The organism is Ruminococcus sp. RTP21358st1_G6_RTP21358_211008, assembly GCF_040908885.1.
Taxonomy (GTDB): Bacteria; Bacillota; Clostridia; order Lachnospirales; family Lachnospiraceae; genus Blautia_A; species Blautia_A faecis.
The window spans coordinates 1-15,346 of sequence record NZ_JBDGDM010000024.1 but is presented as its reverse complement, the minus strand read 5'-3'; the positions used below and the strand labels follow the sequence as shown (position 1 = coordinate 15,346).

General features: G+C 41.8%; 20 protein-coding genes. 19 read left to right on the top strand and 1 reads right to left on the bottom strand.

Features of this window, described 5'->3' with window-relative positions; genetic code table 11:
* Nucleotides 1–67: 67 nt before the first annotated feature.
* The 4 genes from AB5Z12_RS10935 to AB5Z12_RS10920 all read left to right on the top strand — a co-directional run bounded on the left by AB5Z12_RS10935 (nucleotide 68) and on the right by AB5Z12_RS10920 (nucleotide 2,852).
* Nucleotides 68–391 (top strand): YdcP family protein, encoded by a 324-nt coding sequence (locus tag AB5Z12_RS10935; RefSeq protein WP_005334875.1) that lies wholly within the window; start codon nucleotides 68–70, stop codon nucleotides 389–391.
* A gap of 15 nt (nucleotides 392–406) precedes the next feature.
* On the top strand, nucleotides 407–790 hold the full coding sequence (locus AB5Z12_RS10930) for a YdcP family protein (protein WP_005334877.1): 384 nt from the start codon (nucleotides 407–409) through the stop codon (nucleotides 788–790).
* Between the two features lie 88 nt (nucleotides 791–878).
* Nucleotides 879–1,370 carry a hypothetical protein gene (locus AB5Z12_RS10925; RefSeq protein WP_005334878.1) on the top strand — a complete coding sequence of 164 codons (492 nt, stop codon included), beginning with the start codon at nucleotides 879–881 and terminating at the stop codon, nucleotides 1,368–1,370.
* A gap of 90 nt (nucleotides 1,371–1,460) precedes the next feature.
* Nucleotides 1,461–2,852 (top strand): FtsK/SpoIIIE domain-containing protein, encoded by a 1,392-nt coding sequence (locus tag AB5Z12_RS10920; RefSeq protein ID WP_005334883.1) that lies wholly within the window; start codon nucleotides 1,461–1,463, stop codon nucleotides 2,850–2,852.
* Here the strand turns inward: AB5Z12_RS10920 and AB5Z12_RS10915 are convergent.
* Nucleotides 2,844–3,032, bottom strand: coding sequence for a helix-turn-helix transcriptional regulator (locus AB5Z12_RS10915; protein WP_226814521.1), 189 nt, complete (start codon nucleotides 3,030–3,032; stop codon nucleotides 2,844–2,846). The two genes, AB5Z12_RS10920 and AB5Z12_RS10915, sit on opposite strands and share 9 nt — an antisense overlap.
* A gap of 119 nt (nucleotides 3,033–3,151) precedes the next feature.
* Between AB5Z12_RS10915 and AB5Z12_RS10910 the strand changes: the two genes are divergently transcribed.
* The 15 genes from AB5Z12_RS10910 (at nucleotide 3,152) to AB5Z12_RS10840 (ending at nucleotide 15,257) form a co-directional block, all read left to right on the top strand.
* Entirely contained in the window at nucleotides 3,152–3,565 is a 414-nt protein-coding gene (locus AB5Z12_RS10910) for a hypothetical protein (RefSeq protein WP_005334885.1), read from the top strand.
* 246 nt (nucleotides 3,566–3,811) lie between these two features.
* The gene (mobT, locus tag AB5Z12_RS10905; protein WP_207635669.1) at nucleotides 3,812–5,017 is read left to right on the top strand and encodes a MobT family relaxase; all 1,206 of its coding nucleotides are present in this window, start codon (nucleotides 3,812–3,814) and stop codon (nucleotides 5,015–5,017) included.
* A 3-nt stretch (nucleotides 5,018–5,020) separates the two neighbouring features.
* Nucleotides 5,021–5,155, top strand: a complete 135-nt coding sequence (locus tag AB5Z12_RS10900) for a DUF3789 domain-containing protein (protein ID WP_005334887.1) — start codon at nucleotides 5,021–5,023, stop codon at nucleotides 5,153–5,155.
* Nucleotides 5,152–5,373, top strand: a complete 222-nt coding sequence (locus AB5Z12_RS10895; RefSeq protein ID WP_004844214.1) for a hypothetical protein — start codon at nucleotides 5,152–5,154, stop codon at nucleotides 5,371–5,373. Before AB5Z12_RS10900 ends, AB5Z12_RS10895 begins: the two co-directional genes overlap by 4 nt.
* A gap of 79 nt (nucleotides 5,374–5,452) precedes the next feature.
* Nucleotides 5,453–5,980, top strand: coding sequence for a YcxB family protein (locus AB5Z12_RS10890; RefSeq protein WP_005334889.1), 528 nt, complete (start codon nucleotides 5,453–5,455; stop codon nucleotides 5,978–5,980).
* Between the two features lie 83 nt (nucleotides 5,981–6,063).
* Entirely contained in the window at nucleotides 6,064–6,555 is a 492-nt protein-coding gene (locus AB5Z12_RS10885) for an antirestriction protein ArdA (RefSeq protein WP_003698244.1), read from the top strand.
* Between the two features lie 15 nt (nucleotides 6,556–6,570).
* Complete coding sequence (locus AB5Z12_RS10880) at nucleotides 6,571–6,966, top strand: hypothetical protein (RefSeq protein ID WP_055200585.1); 396 nt, start codon at nucleotides 6,571–6,573, stop codon at nucleotides 6,964–6,966.
* A gap of 19 nt (nucleotides 6,967–6,985) precedes the next feature.
* The gene (locus tag AB5Z12_RS10875; RefSeq protein ID WP_204638399.1) at nucleotides 6,986–7,486 is read left to right on the top strand and encodes an antirestriction protein ArdA; all 501 of its coding nucleotides are present in this window, start codon (nucleotides 6,986–6,988) and stop codon (nucleotides 7,484–7,486) included.
* Between the two features lie 112 nt (nucleotides 7,487–7,598).
* The gene (locus AB5Z12_RS10870) at nucleotides 7,599–7,988 is read left to right on the top strand and encodes a conjugal transfer protein (RefSeq protein WP_005611098.1); all 390 of its coding nucleotides are present in this window, start codon (nucleotides 7,599–7,601) and stop codon (nucleotides 7,986–7,988) included.
* Nucleotides 7,975–10,428: an ATP-binding protein gene (locus AB5Z12_RS10865; RefSeq protein WP_368368647.1), complete on the top strand. Its 2,454-nt coding sequence runs from the start codon at nucleotides 7,975–7,977 to the stop codon at nucleotides 10,426–10,428. Before AB5Z12_RS10870 ends, AB5Z12_RS10865 begins: the two co-directional genes overlap by 14 nt.
* Nucleotides 10,425–12,572, top strand: a complete 2,148-nt coding sequence (locus AB5Z12_RS10860; RefSeq protein WP_368368646.1) for a CD3337/EF1877 family mobilome membrane protein — start codon at nucleotides 10,425–10,427, stop codon at nucleotides 12,570–12,572. The genes AB5Z12_RS10865 and AB5Z12_RS10860 overlap by 4 nt, the downstream gene beginning before the upstream one ends.
* Nucleotides 12,569–13,576 carry a lysozyme family protein gene (locus tag AB5Z12_RS10855; protein ID WP_055067926.1) on the top strand — a complete coding sequence of 336 codons (1,008 nt, stop codon included), beginning with the start codon at nucleotides 12,569–12,571 and terminating at the stop codon, nucleotides 13,574–13,576. Before AB5Z12_RS10860 ends, AB5Z12_RS10855 begins: the two co-directional genes overlap by 4 nt.
* Nucleotides 13,577–13,590: 14 nt before the next feature.
* Complete coding sequence (locus AB5Z12_RS10850; protein WP_368368645.1) at nucleotides 13,591–14,493, top strand: conjugal transfer protein; 903 nt, start codon at nucleotides 13,591–13,593, stop codon at nucleotides 14,491–14,493.
* A 117-nt stretch (nucleotides 14,494–14,610) separates the two neighbouring features.
* Nucleotides 14,611–14,829: a hypothetical protein gene (locus tag AB5Z12_RS10845; RefSeq protein WP_368368644.1), complete on the top strand. Its 219-nt coding sequence runs from the start codon at nucleotides 14,611–14,613 to the stop codon at nucleotides 14,827–14,829.
* A gap of 50 nt (nucleotides 14,830–14,879) precedes the next feature.
* Complete coding sequence (locus AB5Z12_RS10840) at nucleotides 14,880–15,257, top strand: hypothetical protein (protein WP_117787972.1); 378 nt, start codon at nucleotides 14,880–14,882, stop codon at nucleotides 15,255–15,257.
* Nucleotides 15,258–15,346: the final 89 nt, after the last annotated feature.

Below are 15,346 nucleotides of genomic sequence, written 5' to 3'. Positions count from 1 at the left end.
GAGTGTAGCTCCCCACAAAGTACAGCAGGAAAGAACTTATATATAGAAAGAAAAGAGGTCAATTATCATGGAATTAAGATTTGTCGTACCAAATATGGAAAAGACATTCGGAAACTTGGAGTTTGCCGGAGAAAATACTACGGAACAGCAGAGAATCAACGGGCGTATGGCTGTCATTACCAGAAGCTACAACCTGTATTCCGATGTGCAGAGAGCCGATGATGTAGTTGTGACACTTCCTGCCAAAGCTGGCGAAAAACATTTCTCGCCGGAGCAGAAAGTAAAACTTATCAACCCACGAATCACTACTGATGGCTATAAAATCGGAGAACGTGGATTTGTCAATTACATCTTACTTGCAGACGATATGTTACCAGCAGAAAATAAATAAGGGGGTATTCAGATTATGAGATTAGCAAATGGAATCGTCATTGATAAAGAAAAGACTTTCGGAGTGTTGAAGTTCTCCGCATTACGCCGTGAAGTTCATGTACAGAATGAAGATGGAACAGTCAGTGAAGAAATCAAGGAACGTACTTACGATTTAAAATGCAATACACAGGGACGCATGATACAGGTATCCGTTCCGGCGACTGTACCATTAAAGGATTATGATTACAATGCCGAAGTGGAACTTATCAATCCTGTTGCAGATACGGTAGCCAATGCGAATTACCGTGGTGCAGATGTGGACTGGTATGTAAAGGCAGACGATATTGTTCCGAAGAACAAAGGCACTCATGCCGGAAATCCACAGAACAATGCTCCCCAGCAACCGCCGAAGAAATAAGTTTGTAACTAATGGATTTTCATTGTATTGTTCAAATGTAATTGATATAATATAAAAAAATCAAATCGGGATTTGAGGAGAACAATGAATGGCAACATGGAGTGGTATAAGGAAAAAGTTGGAAACGGAATATCTGGCTCAAAGTCTGCAAGGTCATATTCAGTATTATGCAACATCATATAGCAGGAGTCACGACCATGAGGGACGGGCGGCGATAAGATATGATGGAAAAGAAATCATCAAGGGATGCTATTGGAACAATTGGGCGAAAGCAGACATGTTTCCTCAAGACGAAAAATATGAGAAACGCATGAAAGTAGAAAATGCGTATATGGACGATACAGCTATAAAATTGGGTATTTTTGACCAACGTTGTTTTTATAATGCGTTTGCAGAGTTTGATAATCAAGATATTGAAGCGAGTCTTAAAAGTGAAAATTTAATCGTAAAAATATTTGCTGTATTGGATAGACGAGTTGGTAAACGGCGATTAAGAATTATGAAAGAAACTATAATGGAAGAACCAGATACATTTCAAGAGTTTTATGCGATTCGGGCAAAAGCAGAAGGACTGTTATAAATTCCAGTTTTACAATTCAATACTTATATTCACAAAGCAGTTAGTCTACATGATTGACTGCTTTTCTTACGTCCAAAGAAAGGAGTTTATATGAAAGTATGGCAAAAATCTAAAGGTAACAGGATTCGTGCCAGTGACAAATCGCTGGTCTATCATTTCTGTATTGGCTGGCTGTTGCTCCTGTTTGTTGCGGTATTCCTGCTACTGAACCTGCGACAGATTCTTGTTACAGAATGGAAAGATTTTAACCTGTTCCATGCCGGAATTACTTGGACTGCCTACAATTCCATTACGGTTCTGATAGCGACTGGTGTTTGTGCATTGGTCGCTTTTCTCTACTACCGTTATGGATATGACCGTATCAAGCGGTTGCTACACAGACAAAAACTGGCTCGCATGGTGCTGGAAAATAAATGGTATGAAGCGGAGAACACCAAAGACAGCGTTTTTTTCACTGACCTGCAAAGCAGATCAAGAGAAAAAATCGTGTGGTTTCCGAAAATTTACTACCAGATGGACAATGGATTGCTCCATATCCTGTGTGAAATTACAATGGGAAAATATCAAGAACAGCTCCTGTCCTTAGAGGATAAACTGGAATCAGGACTGTACTGTGAGCTGACCGACAAGACACTGCATGACGGCTATATCGAATACACCCTGCTCTATGATATGATAGCGAACCGTATTTCGATTGATGAAGTGATTGCTGAAAACGGCGGTCTATGGTTAATGAAAAATCTGGTGTGGGAATATGATTCACTTCCTCATGCCCTTATCTGCGGTGGTACAGGTGGTGGAAAAACCTATTTTCTGCTGACCATCATTGAAGCCCTGCTAAGAACCAATGCGAATTTATACATTCTTGACCCGAAGAACGCTGACCTTGCAGACTTGGGAACGGTCATGGGAAATGTCTACCACACGAAAGACGATATGATTGAGTGCGTCAATGCCTTTTATGAGGGCATGGTCACACGCTCGGAAGAAATGAAACTGCACCCGAATTACCGTACAGGGGAAAACTATGCCTATCTGGGGCTTGCTCCACAGTTCCTTGTATTTGATGAGTATGTGGCGTTCTTGGAAATGCTCACGACAAAAGAAAGCACCGCCCTGTTAAGCCAGCTAAAGAAAATCGTCATGCTTGGCAGACAGGCTGGCTATTTTCTGATTGTGGCTTGCCAGCGTCCAGACGCAAAATATTTCGGGGACGGTATCAGAGATAACTTTAACTTCCGTGTGGGGCTTGGTCGCATGAGTGAACTTGGTTACGGTATGCTCTTTGGAAGTGATGTGAAAAAACAATTTTTCCAGAAGCGAATTAAAGGGCGTGGATACTGTGATGTGGGAACAAGTGTCATATCAGAATTTTACACTCCCCTTGTACCCAAAGGCTATGATTTCTTGGGTACGATTGGGGAACTTGCAGAAAGGAGAACAGAAAAAAAGGCTCTCGAACAATCCGAAGCCTTACTTTAATTTCAAGATGTCATTAGGTGTGCAGTCCAGATATTCACACAACTTTGCTAAGATGGAGAAGTCGATTCTGGTTACTTTATTTTTGCAGTAGTTGTTGAGCTGTGTCCTCTGTAAATTACAGGCTTCACAGACTTTGTTTTTACTGATATTCTTTTCTTTGAGAAGATTTTCTAAATCCATGTATACTGTCATTTTTGTTTACCTCGTCTTTTAATCAAATTATAAATATAGCTGTATTGAAAAATAAGCTGTTTTGCTCTACACTTGTACTGTAATACAGGTGTACGGAGGAAATTAAAATGATAAGAAAACGGACAATAATTATAGTAATCACTATACTTCTGCTCTTGGCAGGAATCCTGTTTTACCTGCAATGGGGACGACAGATGGACGTATCTTCTTCGTCTGGCTCTGGCTCTGATAACCATTATGAGCTACGGGTGTCGGTCATACTCAACACTTTGGTCGTGACCGATCAACAGAAATGTGCGGAACAAATATTTGAAAAATGCAGGGACAACTCTTTTCACAGTGTCCGTTTCAGTTATGATATTCAGATTCCCCACGCACTTTCTGTTACGGTCTACAAGAACCAGAAAGACGCTGAATCCGGCAACTCGGCATTTAGCTTTTCCTATCGGCAGGAGAACCAGATAGACGGCACATACAATATTGTGGACAATCCAGAAAAATTTACTCTGGAAATGGACTGATTGCACACATAAGGCAGGACGGACAGGTGGCGTGCGAAGCGAAAGCCACAGGTACGGACTAGCCTTGCTGGTGTGGCGGTAGCCACGCCAGCAGACAATAGCCCCTCGGTATCTAACAGAGGGGCACAAATCACAAGGAAACATACACAAAAGTTACTGATTCTTGGCTGAAATCAAGCATTTGGTAGCTTTTTTTACTGCTGTGACATCGGATATAAAATGTCACAGTTTTTTCGTAAAGGGGGTATCGCACTGAATGATACAGAGTGGATACAGGATTTTGCAGACAAACGTTTGCAGTACGGTGTATCCCAGACGAAACTTGCGGTCATGGCTGGAATCAGCCGTGAACATTTAAGCCGTATCGAATCCGGCAAGGTTGCGGTCACAGAGGAAATGAAAATAAAACTTCTGGAAGCTCTGGAAAAATTCAATCCAGACGCACCGCTTACCATGCTGTTTGATTATGTGAGGATACGGTTTCCGACACTGGATATTGGACATATCATTAAGGACATCTTACAGCTCAATATCCAGTACATGATACATGAGGACTTCGGGCATTACAGCTACACGGAACACTACTACATCGGAGATATTTTTGTATATACTTCCCCCGATGAAGAAAAAGGTGTCCTGCTGGAACTGAAAGGAAAAGGCTGTCGCCAGTTTGAAAGTTATCTGCTGGCACAGGAACGGAGCTGGTATGATTTCCTTATGGACGCTCTGGTGGACGGCGGTGTGATGAAACGCCTTGACCTTGCCATCAATGACCATACGGGAATGTTAGATATTCCAGAACTGACCGAAAAATGCCGGAATGAGGAATGTGTATCGGTGTTCCGTTCCTTTAAGTCCTATGCTTCCGGCGAATTAGTGAAGCATGAGGAACAGGACAAAGCTGGTATGGGCTACACCCTGTATATCGGCTCATTAAAAAGTGAGGTGTACTTCTGTGTCTATGAAAAAAGTTATGAACAGTACATCAAACTTGGGATTCCCATTGAGGAAGCACCGATAAAAAACAGATTTGAAATACGATTGAAAAATGAACGTGCTTATTATGCCGTCCGTGACCTGCTGACTTACTATGACGCTGAACGGACGGCATTTTCTATTATCAACCGTTACATACGTTTCGTGGATAAGGAGGTGGACAAAAAACGGAGCGACTGGAAATTATCTGTCCGCTGGGCGTGGTTCATCGGAGAAAACAGAGAGCCGTTAAAGCTCACGACAAAACCAGAACCTTACACACTGGACAGAACCCTACGCTGGATTCAACGGCAGGTTGACCCGACACTCAAAATGCTGGAAACAATCACAGCAAAAACAGGAATTGATTATCTGAAAGAAATCCGTAAATCCACGAAGCTGACGGAAAAGCACTACAAGATAATCGAACAACAGACCACATCTACCGAAGATGTGATTTTAGAAAAGGAGAATTGAAAAATGCAACGATTATTATTTGATTTCCTGTTTTTCTCATTAGGAGGAACGGCTGGCGTGATTGCCATGTGTATTTTACAGGCTGGCAGACAGTCTGACAGAAAAATGATGGAACTGAAAGGAGAAAAGAAAGCATGAATTTTGGACAGAACCTTTATAACTGGTTTTTAAGCAACGCACAGAGCCTTGTGCTTATGGCGATTGTGGTTATCGGTATCTACTTGGGATTCAAACGTGAGTTTTCCAAACTCATCGGATTCTTGGTAGTTGCCTTAGTAGCCGTTGGTCTTGTATTCAATGCGTCCGGCGTAAAAGACGTATTGTTACAGTTATTCAATAAGATTATTGGAGCGTAAAATTAAGAATCCCACATTTTGAACACAAACTTGTGGTAATATACTAATATCATTAAAATGTTTAAAGGAGATTCTTATTATGGTTAGATACAGTATTGAAATCGGACAGCAAGAACAAGATATTTTAAAAGAAATCGTTTTAGCCAGTGATAAAAATGTAAAGAAACGTAAATTTGCAACAGGGTTATCGTCTGTGATGGCTGTCATAATGTTAATATATACGATTCTTTGTTTTATGAATAGTCGTATTGGATATGGTATTATTGGATTATTATTTTCGGTTTTCTTTATCTGGATTATCATAAACGGAGCTAACACATTTCAGAAAAAAGTAATAAATATTGTTCATTCAAAGATGGATAATAAATTGACTTCGGGAAAACGTGAATATTGTTTTGATACCGATGGTATTACAGTTAGTTCTGATATCGGTAACGGGACTAATCATTGGAACGCCTTTAAATGTTGGGGGATTTTCAGAAATTACATATATATCAGAACAATAAAAAATGAAATGGTTCTTGTTAATCAAAATGATTTGTCTGAAAATGATGTAAAAGAGTTAAAATCCCTTTTGAGTCAGAATTTAAAAGAAGAAACGCTTTAATATTGTTTTAGAGTTAAGCAGTCTTTCAGTTATGATCGACTGCTTTTTTCATACTCAAAATTAGAAGAAAGGACTGAATTACGATGGAAGAATGTAGCGTATTGATTGAAACGACCAAATCAGCAGAGGATAAAACCTCTCGCTGGTTTGATTTACCCATTGATTATGAGCTGTTCCGTGACCTGCTCGGTGTGGAAGCTGACAGCAATGATTATCAAATCACAGATATGAAGCTCCCCTTTGCTGGCGATATTGTAAGGACAACTTCTGTCAGACGATTAAACAAGCTATACTTTGCTTACACGGATTTATCGCCAGAAGTTCAGCAGGCATACAAAGAGTTGATTCCTTATTGTGGCGGTGTAGAGGATTTATTGCAGAAATCAGAAGAATTTCTGTTTTATCCAGAGTGTCACAACATCATGGACGTTGCCCGCTACCGCTTGGAGCATAACATTGAATTTTCTGCTCTCTCCGAAAAGGGAAAGAAATATTTTAATCTGGAAGCCTACGCCCATGAACTGGAAGAAAAAGGACGTTATGCTCTCTGCAACAATGGTATGTTCAAACTTTGACAGGTGGCATTGCTTATGGCAGAAATGAAAGTATTTGTTATCAATCTTGATGAACAGGAAAAAGATACAGGCTGTGCATGGTTTACACTTCCCTGCAACATAGAAGCATTAAAACAATCCATTGGCTTACCGCCGGACAGTGACCGTTATCTTATCAGTGATTATGATTTCCCTTTTGAAATCCTGCAAGATACAGACCTTGACCTGTTAAACAATATCTGCCTTGCGATTTCGGAGAGTGAAATCCCACCCGAAGATATACCTGCAATTCAAAGAGAATGGTTTTCAAACCTGCAAGAGCTGGAAGCCGGACTTTGCAATATTACATACCATCGGAACTGTTCAGATATGGAAGAAACATCAGAACATTTCCTGTGTGTGCATGGCAGATTTTATGAATACAATGAGTGAAAGGAAGTGACCGCTTATGATTGATGATATGCAAGTCTATATAGCCAATCTTGGCAAGTACAATGAGGGAGAACTGGTCGGGGACTGGTTCTCTTTTCCATTGGACGAAGAAGTGATTGCAGAACGTATCGGCTTAAATGCTGAGTACGAAGAATACGCAATCCATGATACGGACAACTTCCCGATGGAGATTAGCGAATACATTTCCATCGAAGAACTGAACCGTATCTATGAGCAGTTGGAAGAATTACCGGATTACCTGCTGGACGACTTGGACAGTTTTATATCCTGCTATGGAAGTCTGGAAGAACTGGTGGAACATAAGGACGACATCATTCTGTATTCCGGCTGTGAAACGATGACCGATTTAGCCTACTATCTGATTGATGAAGAACAGGTACTCGGAGAAATCCCGTCCTCTTTACAGAACTATATCGACTATGAAGCCTACGGGCGTGACCTCGATATAGAGGGGACATTTATTGCAACAAACGCTGGTATCTGTGAGGTACTGCGTTAAGGGCTGGCAGATCAGCACCGCCACTGGTGCTACTGTCAGCTTTTTCTTGGGGACAGTCTAGGAAATCCGGCTGTCCCTGTTGTTATGAAAATGAAGAAAGGAGCATTTACAAGTGAAGAAAATCCGAAGTTATACAAGTATCTGGAACGTGGAAAAGGTACTGTATGCCATCAATGATGTAAACCTGCCATTCCCCGTGACCTTTACCCAGATTACATGGTTTGTACTGACGGAATTTATCATCATTCTGTTTGCAGATGTACCGCCACTTTCCATGATTGAGGGAGCATTTTTAAAATATTTCGGGATTCCCGTTGCTCTTACATGGTTTATGTCACAGAAAACCTTTGACGGGAAAAAGCCATACAGTTACATCAAGACGATGGTTCTGTATGCCCTGCGTCCCAAAGTGACTTATGCCGGAAAAGCCGTGAACCTGCATAAGCAGAAATTTGAGGAAACTATCACGGCAGTAAGGAGTGTGACCTATGTTCCCGATTAAATATATCGACAATAACCTTGTCTGGAATAAGGACAATGAGGTGTTCGCCTACTATGAGCTGATACCGTACAACTATTCGTTCTTATCCCCAGAACAGAAATACCTTGTGCATGACAGCTTCCGTCAGCTTATCGCACAGTCCCGTGAGGGAAAGATTCATGCGTTGCAGATTGCAACCGAAAGCTCAATCCGAAGCATACAGGAACAGTCAAAGAAGCTGGTAACGGGGAAATTAAAGGAAGTCGCCTATCAGAAAATAGACGACCAGACCGAAGCCCTTGTATCCATGATAGGCGACAATCAAGTTGATTACCGTTTCTTTCTGGGATTCAAGCTTATGGTCACAGAGGACGAAGTCAATCTGAAGAACATCAAAAAATCGGTATTTCTGACATTCCGTGAGTTTTTGAATGAGGTAAGGCATACGCTGATGAACGACTTTGTTTCTATGAGCAATGATGAAATCAACCGTTATGTGAAGATGGAGAAATTACTGGAAAACAAAATCTCCCGTAGGTTCAAAATCCGCCGACTGGAAGCCAAAGACTTTGCCTATCTGATGGAACACCTCTACGGCAGGGACGGGATAGCCTATGAAGATTATGTGTATCCTCTCCCAAAAAGAAAATTAAAAAGAGAAACACTGATTAAGTATTATGACCTTATCCGTCCTACCCGTTGCGTGGTGGAAGAAAGCCAGCGATATTTGCGTCTGGAACATGAGAACAGCGAAAGTTATGTATCCTACTTTACGGTCAATGCCATTGTCGGGGAACTGGACTTCCCATCATCGGAAATCTTTTATTTCCAGCAACAGCAGTTCACATTCCCTGTGGACACTTCCATGAATGTTGAAATTGTGGGAAATAAGAAAGCCTTAACCACTGTCCGCAATAAGAAAAAGGAATTAAAAGACTTGGACAATCACGCCTATCAAGCAGGAAATGAAACAAGTTCCAATGTGGTGGAAGCCTTAGACAGTGTCGATGAACTGGAAACAGATTTAGACCAAAGCAAGGAAAGTATGTACAAGTTAAGTTACGTCATACGGGTGTCTGCACCCGATCTTGACGAACTGAAACGCCGTTGTGATGAAGTCAAGGACTTTTACGATGATTTGAACGTGAAGCTGGTACGTCCTGCCGGAGATATGATGGGACTGCATGGAGAGTTTCTTCCCGCCAGCAGGCGTTATATCAATGATTATATCCAGTATGTGAAATCCGATTTTTTAGCCGGACTTGGCTTCGGTGCTACCCAGATGTTGGGCGAAAATACAGGAATCTATATCGGATATTCCGTGGATACGGGAAGAAATGTCTACCTGCAACCGTCCCTTGCCAGTCAAGGGGTAAAAGGTACGGTCACAAATGCGTTGGCTTCTGCTTTTGTAGGTTCGCTTGGTGGTGGAAAATCATTCTGTAATAACCTGCTAGTGTATTATTCCGTTCTGTTCGGTGGACAGGCAGTTATCCTAGACCCGAAAAGTGAGCGTGGAAACTGGAAAGAAACACTGCCGGAGATTGCAGAGGAAATCAACATTGTAAATCTTACTAGCGACAAGGAAAATGCAGGGCTTCTTGACCCGTTTGTAATTATGAAAGATAAAGAGGACGGAGCTACACTGGCAAAAGAAATTTTAACATTTTTAACAGGTATCTCAACCCGTGATGGAGACAAGTTCCCTGTGCTTATCAGTGCAATCAGCAAAGTATCAGAAAGTGAACAAAGAGGATTGCTAAATGTTATCACAGAATTACGGAAAGAAAATACGCCTATTTCAAACCATATCGCAAATCATATTGACAGTTTTACAAATTATGATTTTGCACACCTGCTCTTTTCAGACGGAACAGCGAAAAATACTATCAGTTTGGATAACCAGCTCAATATCATACAGGTTGCGGATTTGGTTCTGCCGGATAAAGATACTACTTTTGACGAATACACGACCATTGAATTATTATCGGTGGCAATGTTGATTGTAATATCTACCTTTGCCTTAGACTTTATCCATTCAGACCGAAGCATTTTTAAGATTGTAGACCTTGATGAAGCATGGGCGTTCTTAAATGTGGCACAGGGTGAAACACTCTCAAATAAGCTGGTGCGTGCTGGTAGAGCCATGAACGCCGGAGTTTATTTCGTAACACAATCCTCTGGGGACGTATCGAAAGAAAGCCTAAAAAATAACATCGGTTTAAAGTTTGCGTTCCGCTCCACAGATACCAATGAAATCAAACAGACCTTAGAGTTTTTCGGACTGGACAGTGAGGACGAAAACAACCAGAAACGGTTGAGGGATTTGGAGAACGGACAATGCTTAATGCAGGATTTATACGGGCGTGTCGGTGTGGTACAGATACACCCTGTCTTTGTAGAACTGCTCCATGCCTTTGATACCAGACCGCCGATAAAAAGTGAGGTGGATTTGGAATGATGAAATCTATCACAAGAGAAAAGGTATTCCATGTACTGAAACTGGTACTGCTTGCCGTGACCGTTACGCTGGTACTGCTGTCCCTGCTTGGGACGGTAGCTCATGCGTCTGGACTGGTCGATGATACGGTCAATGCAGACAACCTGTATTCAAAGTATCCGCTTTCCAACTATCAGCTTGATTTCTATGTGGACAATAGCTGGTCTTGGCTACCGTGGAACTGGCTGGACGGCATTGGAAAATCGGTGCAGTACGGACTTTACTGTATCACAAATTTTGTCTGGACAATCAGCCTGTATCTTAGCAATGCCACAGGATATGTGGTGCAACAGGCGTATAAGCTGGACTTCATCAATGACATGGCAGACAGTATCGGGAAAAGTATCCAGACACTTGCCGGAGTGACCGAACATGGATTTTCCAGCAGTGGATTCTATGTGGGATTCCTGCTCATTATCATTCTGATTGTAGGTGTTTACACCGCCTATACAGGGCTTCTCAAACGGGAAACAAGCAAAGCACTTCACGCTGTTATCAACTTTGTGGTGGTGTTAATTGTGTCTGCGTCCTTTATTGCTTATGCTCCCAATTATATCCAGAAAATCAATGATTTCAGTTCGGACATCAGCACCGCTTCTCTGGACTTGGGGACAAAAATCATGCTCCCCGATTCACAAAGCAAAGGCAAGGACAGCGTAGACCTTATCCGTGACAGCCTTTTTGCGATACAGGTAGAAAAACCGTGGCTGTTGTTGCAGTTCGGGAACAGCGATACCGAAGAAATCGGGACTGACCGTGTAGAAGCTCTGGTATCTGCCAGCCCGTCCGATGAAGATGGGGAAACAAGGGAAAATATTGTGAAAACAGAGATCGAGGATAACGACAATGACAATCTTACCATTCCACAGGTCGTCAACCGTCTTGGCATGGTGTTCTTCCTGCTCATTTTCAATCTCGGTATCACAATCTTTATCTTTCTGCTTACCGGCATGATGTTATTTTCCCAGATACTATTTATCATATATGCCATGTTTTTACCGATTAGTTTTTTACTGTCCATGATACCGACCTATGAGAACATGGCGAAACAGGCAGTTGTCCGTGTGTTCAATGCCATTATGACAAGAGCCGGAATTACGCTGATTGTGACCGTGGCATTTTCGATTTCCAGTATGTTCTACAACATTTCCACGGACTACCCGTTTTTCATGGTGGCGTTTTTGCAGATAATCTGTTTTGCCGGAATCTATATGAAGCTCGGAGAACTAATGAGTATGTTCAGCCTTAATGCGAATGACAGCCAGCAGATAGGTCGTCGGATATTCCGTAGACCGATGGTGTTCATGCGACACAGGGCAAGACGTATGGAACGCCGAATTGCAAGGGCTGTTGGTACAGGAAGTATGGTCGGAGCTGGTGCTGGTGCAGTCGCTGGTTCTGCTTATAATCACTCTCGTTCTACACATAAAAATACGCCAGCCAGACCACAAAGGAATAATGATGTTTCGATGGGAAGCCGTGTCGGTTCTGCGGTAGGTGCTGTGATGGATACGAAAAATAAAGTCCGTGACAGTGCTTCCTCACTGAAAGAAAATGTGAAAGACCTGCCGACACAGGCTGGTTATGCTGTCCACTCTGCAAAACAGAAAGCAAAGGATAACGTATCTGACTTTAAGCGTGGCGTTGTGGAAGAACGGGAAAACCGACAAGAACAGCGTACACAGAAACGCAATCAGCACAGGGAAAATATCTCACAGAAAAAGCAGGAATTACAGAAAGCACAGGAAGCAAGACAGACAGTTCATGCGAATGGATCAGCGACAGCCGGAGCTACCAGAAGCCATGAACGCCCTGTTGCCACACCTGTTCCAAAACCTGCACAGACCGATACAGTTACTAAGCCGGATATGAAACGTCCTGTTACTTCTTCTGTGATAAAAAATGCAGAAGTCAAGGCTGGAAAAGAAAATGTCCGAACCAATATCAGACAGGAACAACAGGTCAAATCTGTTGCCAGAACGAATCAGTCAAACGTAGCGGAATCCAGAAGTAATCAAAAGAAAACAACCGTACAGAAACAGGTCAACCAAAAACAAAATCGTAAGACTGTTACGAAGCAACCAGAGAAAGGACGGAAGAAATGAGATTAAAACGTATCCTTATCATAGGTACGATATTTCCAGTCCTTTTCTCCATCGTCCTCTTTTTCGGGATATTGATTTCCGGCGAAGATGACGACAGTTCAAACAGCTATTCGCCTGTCTATTCTGGCATGAACCTGTCAGCCGATGTCCTCAAACATCAGCCGATGGTAGAAAGATACGCCAGAGAAAACGGTATCTCGGAGTATGTGAACGTCCTGCTTGCCATCATACAGGTGGAAAGTGGCGGTACGGCTACCGATGTCATGCAGTCCAGCGAAAGTCTGGGACTACCGCCAAACTCATTAAGTACAGAAGAATCCATTAAGCAGGGGTGTAAATATTTTGCGTCCCTGCTTTCTTCCTGTAAAGCAAAAGGCATGAATGACATTAACGTGGTCATTCAATCTTATAACTATGGTGGTGGCTATGCAGACTATGTGGCGAAGAACGGGAAAAAGCACAGCTTCAACCTTGCAGAGAATTTCGCAAAGAATAAATCCGGCGGTACAAAAGTGACCTATACGAACCCGATAGCGGTCAGCAAAAATGGTGGCTGGCGTTATAACTACGGGAATATGTTCTATGTGGAGCTGGTCAACCAATATCTGAATATAAAGCAGTTCAGTAACGAAACGGTACAGGCGGTTATGAATGAAGCGTTGAAGTATCAAGGCTGGAAATATGTCTATGGTGGCAGTAACCCAAACACCTCTTTTGACTGTTCTGGTCTTACCCAGTGGTGCTACGGAAAAGCCGGAATCAGCCTGCCACGAACCGCACAGGCACAGTATGACGCAACCCAGCATATCCCGTTGTCACAGGCACAGGCTGGCGATTTGGTCTTTTTCCATTCCACCTACAATACCAGCGACTATGTAACCCATGTAGGAATCTATGTGGGAAACAATCAGATGTATCATGCCGGAAATCCAATCGGCTATACCGATTTGACTTCTGCCTACTGGCAACAGCACATCATTTGTGTCGGAAGAATCAAACAATAGAAAGGACTTGAAATATGTTTAAGAAGAAAGAAAAAACAGAGAAAGCACCTAAGAATAAGAAAGTGCGTACCATGAAAGTCGGGACACATAAGAAATCTGTCCTGTTGTTGTGGGCGGTGCTTCTGGCAAGCACCAGTTTTGGTGTGTATAAGAACTTTACCGCCATTGACACCCACACGGTACATGAAAAAGAAATCATTCAGCTAAGATTGAACGATACCAACGGTATTGAGAATTTCGTCAAGAACTTTGCGAAAGCCTACTACTCATGGGATACCAGCAAGGAAGCCATTGAATCAAGGACAACAGAAATCAGTAAATACCTTACCAAAGAATTGCAGGACTTGAACGCCGATACCATCAGAACGGACATACCAACCAGTGCTACTGTTACAAATGTGCTGGTCTGGAATATAGAACAGTCTGGAACGGACGATTTTACCGTTGCCTACGAAGTAGATCAGCAGGTAAAAGAGGGAGAACAGGCACAGGCAGTCACAGAAAATTACACTGTAACCGTTCATGTGGATAAGGACGGTGCAATGGTCATTACCCAGAATCCTACCCTTGCTCCGGCAATGCAGAAATCAAAGTATGAACCGAAAGCACAGGAAACAGATGTCAGTGTCAGCTCCGATACTGTCAAGGACGCTACCGCTTTCTTGGAAACATTCTTTAAGCTCTATCCGACAGCTACGGAAAAAGAACTTGCCTATTATGTCAAAGACGGAGTGCTTGCTCCTGTTTCCGGCGACTATGTATTTTCGGAACTGGTAAACCCTGTCTTTACCAAAGACGGCGATAACCTCAAAGTCAGTGTGTCAGTGAAATATCTGGATAACAAGTCGAAAATGACACAAATCTCACAGTATGAGCTTGTGCTTCATAAGGACGATAACTGGAAAATTGTAGGATAAATATTACAGCAGAATAGTATGGAAAGTTATTATTTAATCTATACTATTCTGCAATCTATTATAATATCTTAAGGCAATTTCTAAAGCGATAAATATGTAGAAAAATGCATAAATACTGTGTATAATGAAGAAAAAGACAAATCGGAATTTACGGAGGAAACAAATGTGGAAGATAATAAATCAACTACTGTCAAGAAAACGGTAAAATCAGGAATAACTTTTGGAAGTGCGTTAGCTATGGTTATTAGTTATACAACGTGGAAGTCTGTCGGTTGGGCAATTTTTCATGGATTACTTAGTTGGGTGTATGTCATATATTTCCTTTTGCGTTACTAAATCGAAGTTTGTAGAATTAAGAAAATCGGAAGTTTTAAAGGAGAAATACTATGGGATTATTTGGTAAAAGCAAAAAAGAACGAGAAAAAGAATACATGAACAAATTAGATGTTCCATCGTGTTTAAAAGAAAATTTTGAATTGATTATTGATGATGCATTTACAATTATGGGGGTTGGAACAGTTGCCACAGGAAACATATTAATAGGGATGTGCAGAGAAGGGGAAAATGCGTGTATTTATAAAGCAAATGGAGATATCTTAGAATCCAGAATTACTACTGTCGATGTACATACAAAAGAACGAAAAGCAAATGGTTGTGGATATAAAACAGAGCATGTTGGACTTGGGTTACGAGGAATTTCCAAGGAACAATTAGAAAAAGGCGATAAAGTAATTGTAAAAAATGCCAATATGTATGGAATGTAATTACAAATTCCCGTTGAACAAAATCGCTGCGCGATGGCCTGCCAAGGCTATGGCGCAGTTTTTCTTTACACTTTAATAAAAAGCAGTGG

Coding starts and splice junctions, on each gene's coding strand:
- AB5Z12_RS10935 (WP_005334875.1), top strand. CDS start 68: ATGGAATTAAGATTTGTCGTACCAAATATGGAAAAGACATTCGGAAAC.
- AB5Z12_RS10930 (WP_005334877.1), top strand. CDS start 407: ATGAGATTAGCAAATGGAATCGTCATTGATAAAGAAAAGACTTTCGGA.
- AB5Z12_RS10925 (WP_005334878.1), top strand. CDS start 879: ATGGCAACATGGAGTGGTATAAGGAAAAAGTTGGAAACGGAATATCTG.
- AB5Z12_RS10920 (WP_005334883.1), top strand. CDS start 1,461: ATGAAAGTATGGCAAAAATCTAAAGGTAACAGGATTCGTGCCAGTGAC.
- AB5Z12_RS10915 (WP_226814521.1), bottom strand. CDS start 3,032: ATGGATTTAGAAAATCTTCTCAAAGAAAAGAATATCAGTAAAAACAAA.
- AB5Z12_RS10910 (WP_005334885.1), top strand. CDS start 3,152: ATGATAAGAAAACGGACAATAATTATAGTAATCACTATACTTCTGCTC.
- AB5Z12_RS10900 (WP_005334887.1), top strand. CDS start 5,021: ATGCAACGATTATTATTTGATTTCCTGTTTTTCTCATTAGGAGGAACG.
- AB5Z12_RS10895 (WP_004844214.1), top strand. CDS start 5,152: ATGAATTTTGGACAGAACCTTTATAACTGGTTTTTAAGCAACGCACAG.
- AB5Z12_RS10890 (WP_005334889.1), top strand. CDS start 5,453: ATGGTTAGATACAGTATTGAAATCGGACAGCAAGAACAAGATATTTTA.
- AB5Z12_RS10885 (WP_003698244.1), top strand. CDS start 6,064: ATGGAAGAATGTAGCGTATTGATTGAAACGACCAAATCAGCAGAGGAT.
- AB5Z12_RS10880 (WP_055200585.1), top strand. CDS start 6,571: ATGGCAGAAATGAAAGTATTTGTTATCAATCTTGATGAACAGGAAAAA.
- AB5Z12_RS10865 (WP_368368647.1), top strand. CDS start 7,975: ATGTTCCCGATTAAATATATCGACAATAACCTTGTCTGGAATAAGGAC.
- AB5Z12_RS10860 (WP_368368646.1), top strand. CDS start 10,425: ATGATGAAATCTATCACAAGAGAAAAGGTATTCCATGTACTGAAACTG.
- AB5Z12_RS10855 (WP_055067926.1), top strand. CDS start 12,569: ATGAGATTAAAACGTATCCTTATCATAGGTACGATATTTCCAGTCCTT.
- AB5Z12_RS10850 (WP_368368645.1), top strand. CDS start 13,591: ATGTTTAAGAAGAAAGAAAAAACAGAGAAAGCACCTAAGAATAAGAAA.
- AB5Z12_RS10840 (WP_117787972.1), top strand. CDS start 14,880: ATGGGATTATTTGGTAAAAGCAAAAAAGAACGAGAAAAAGAATACATG.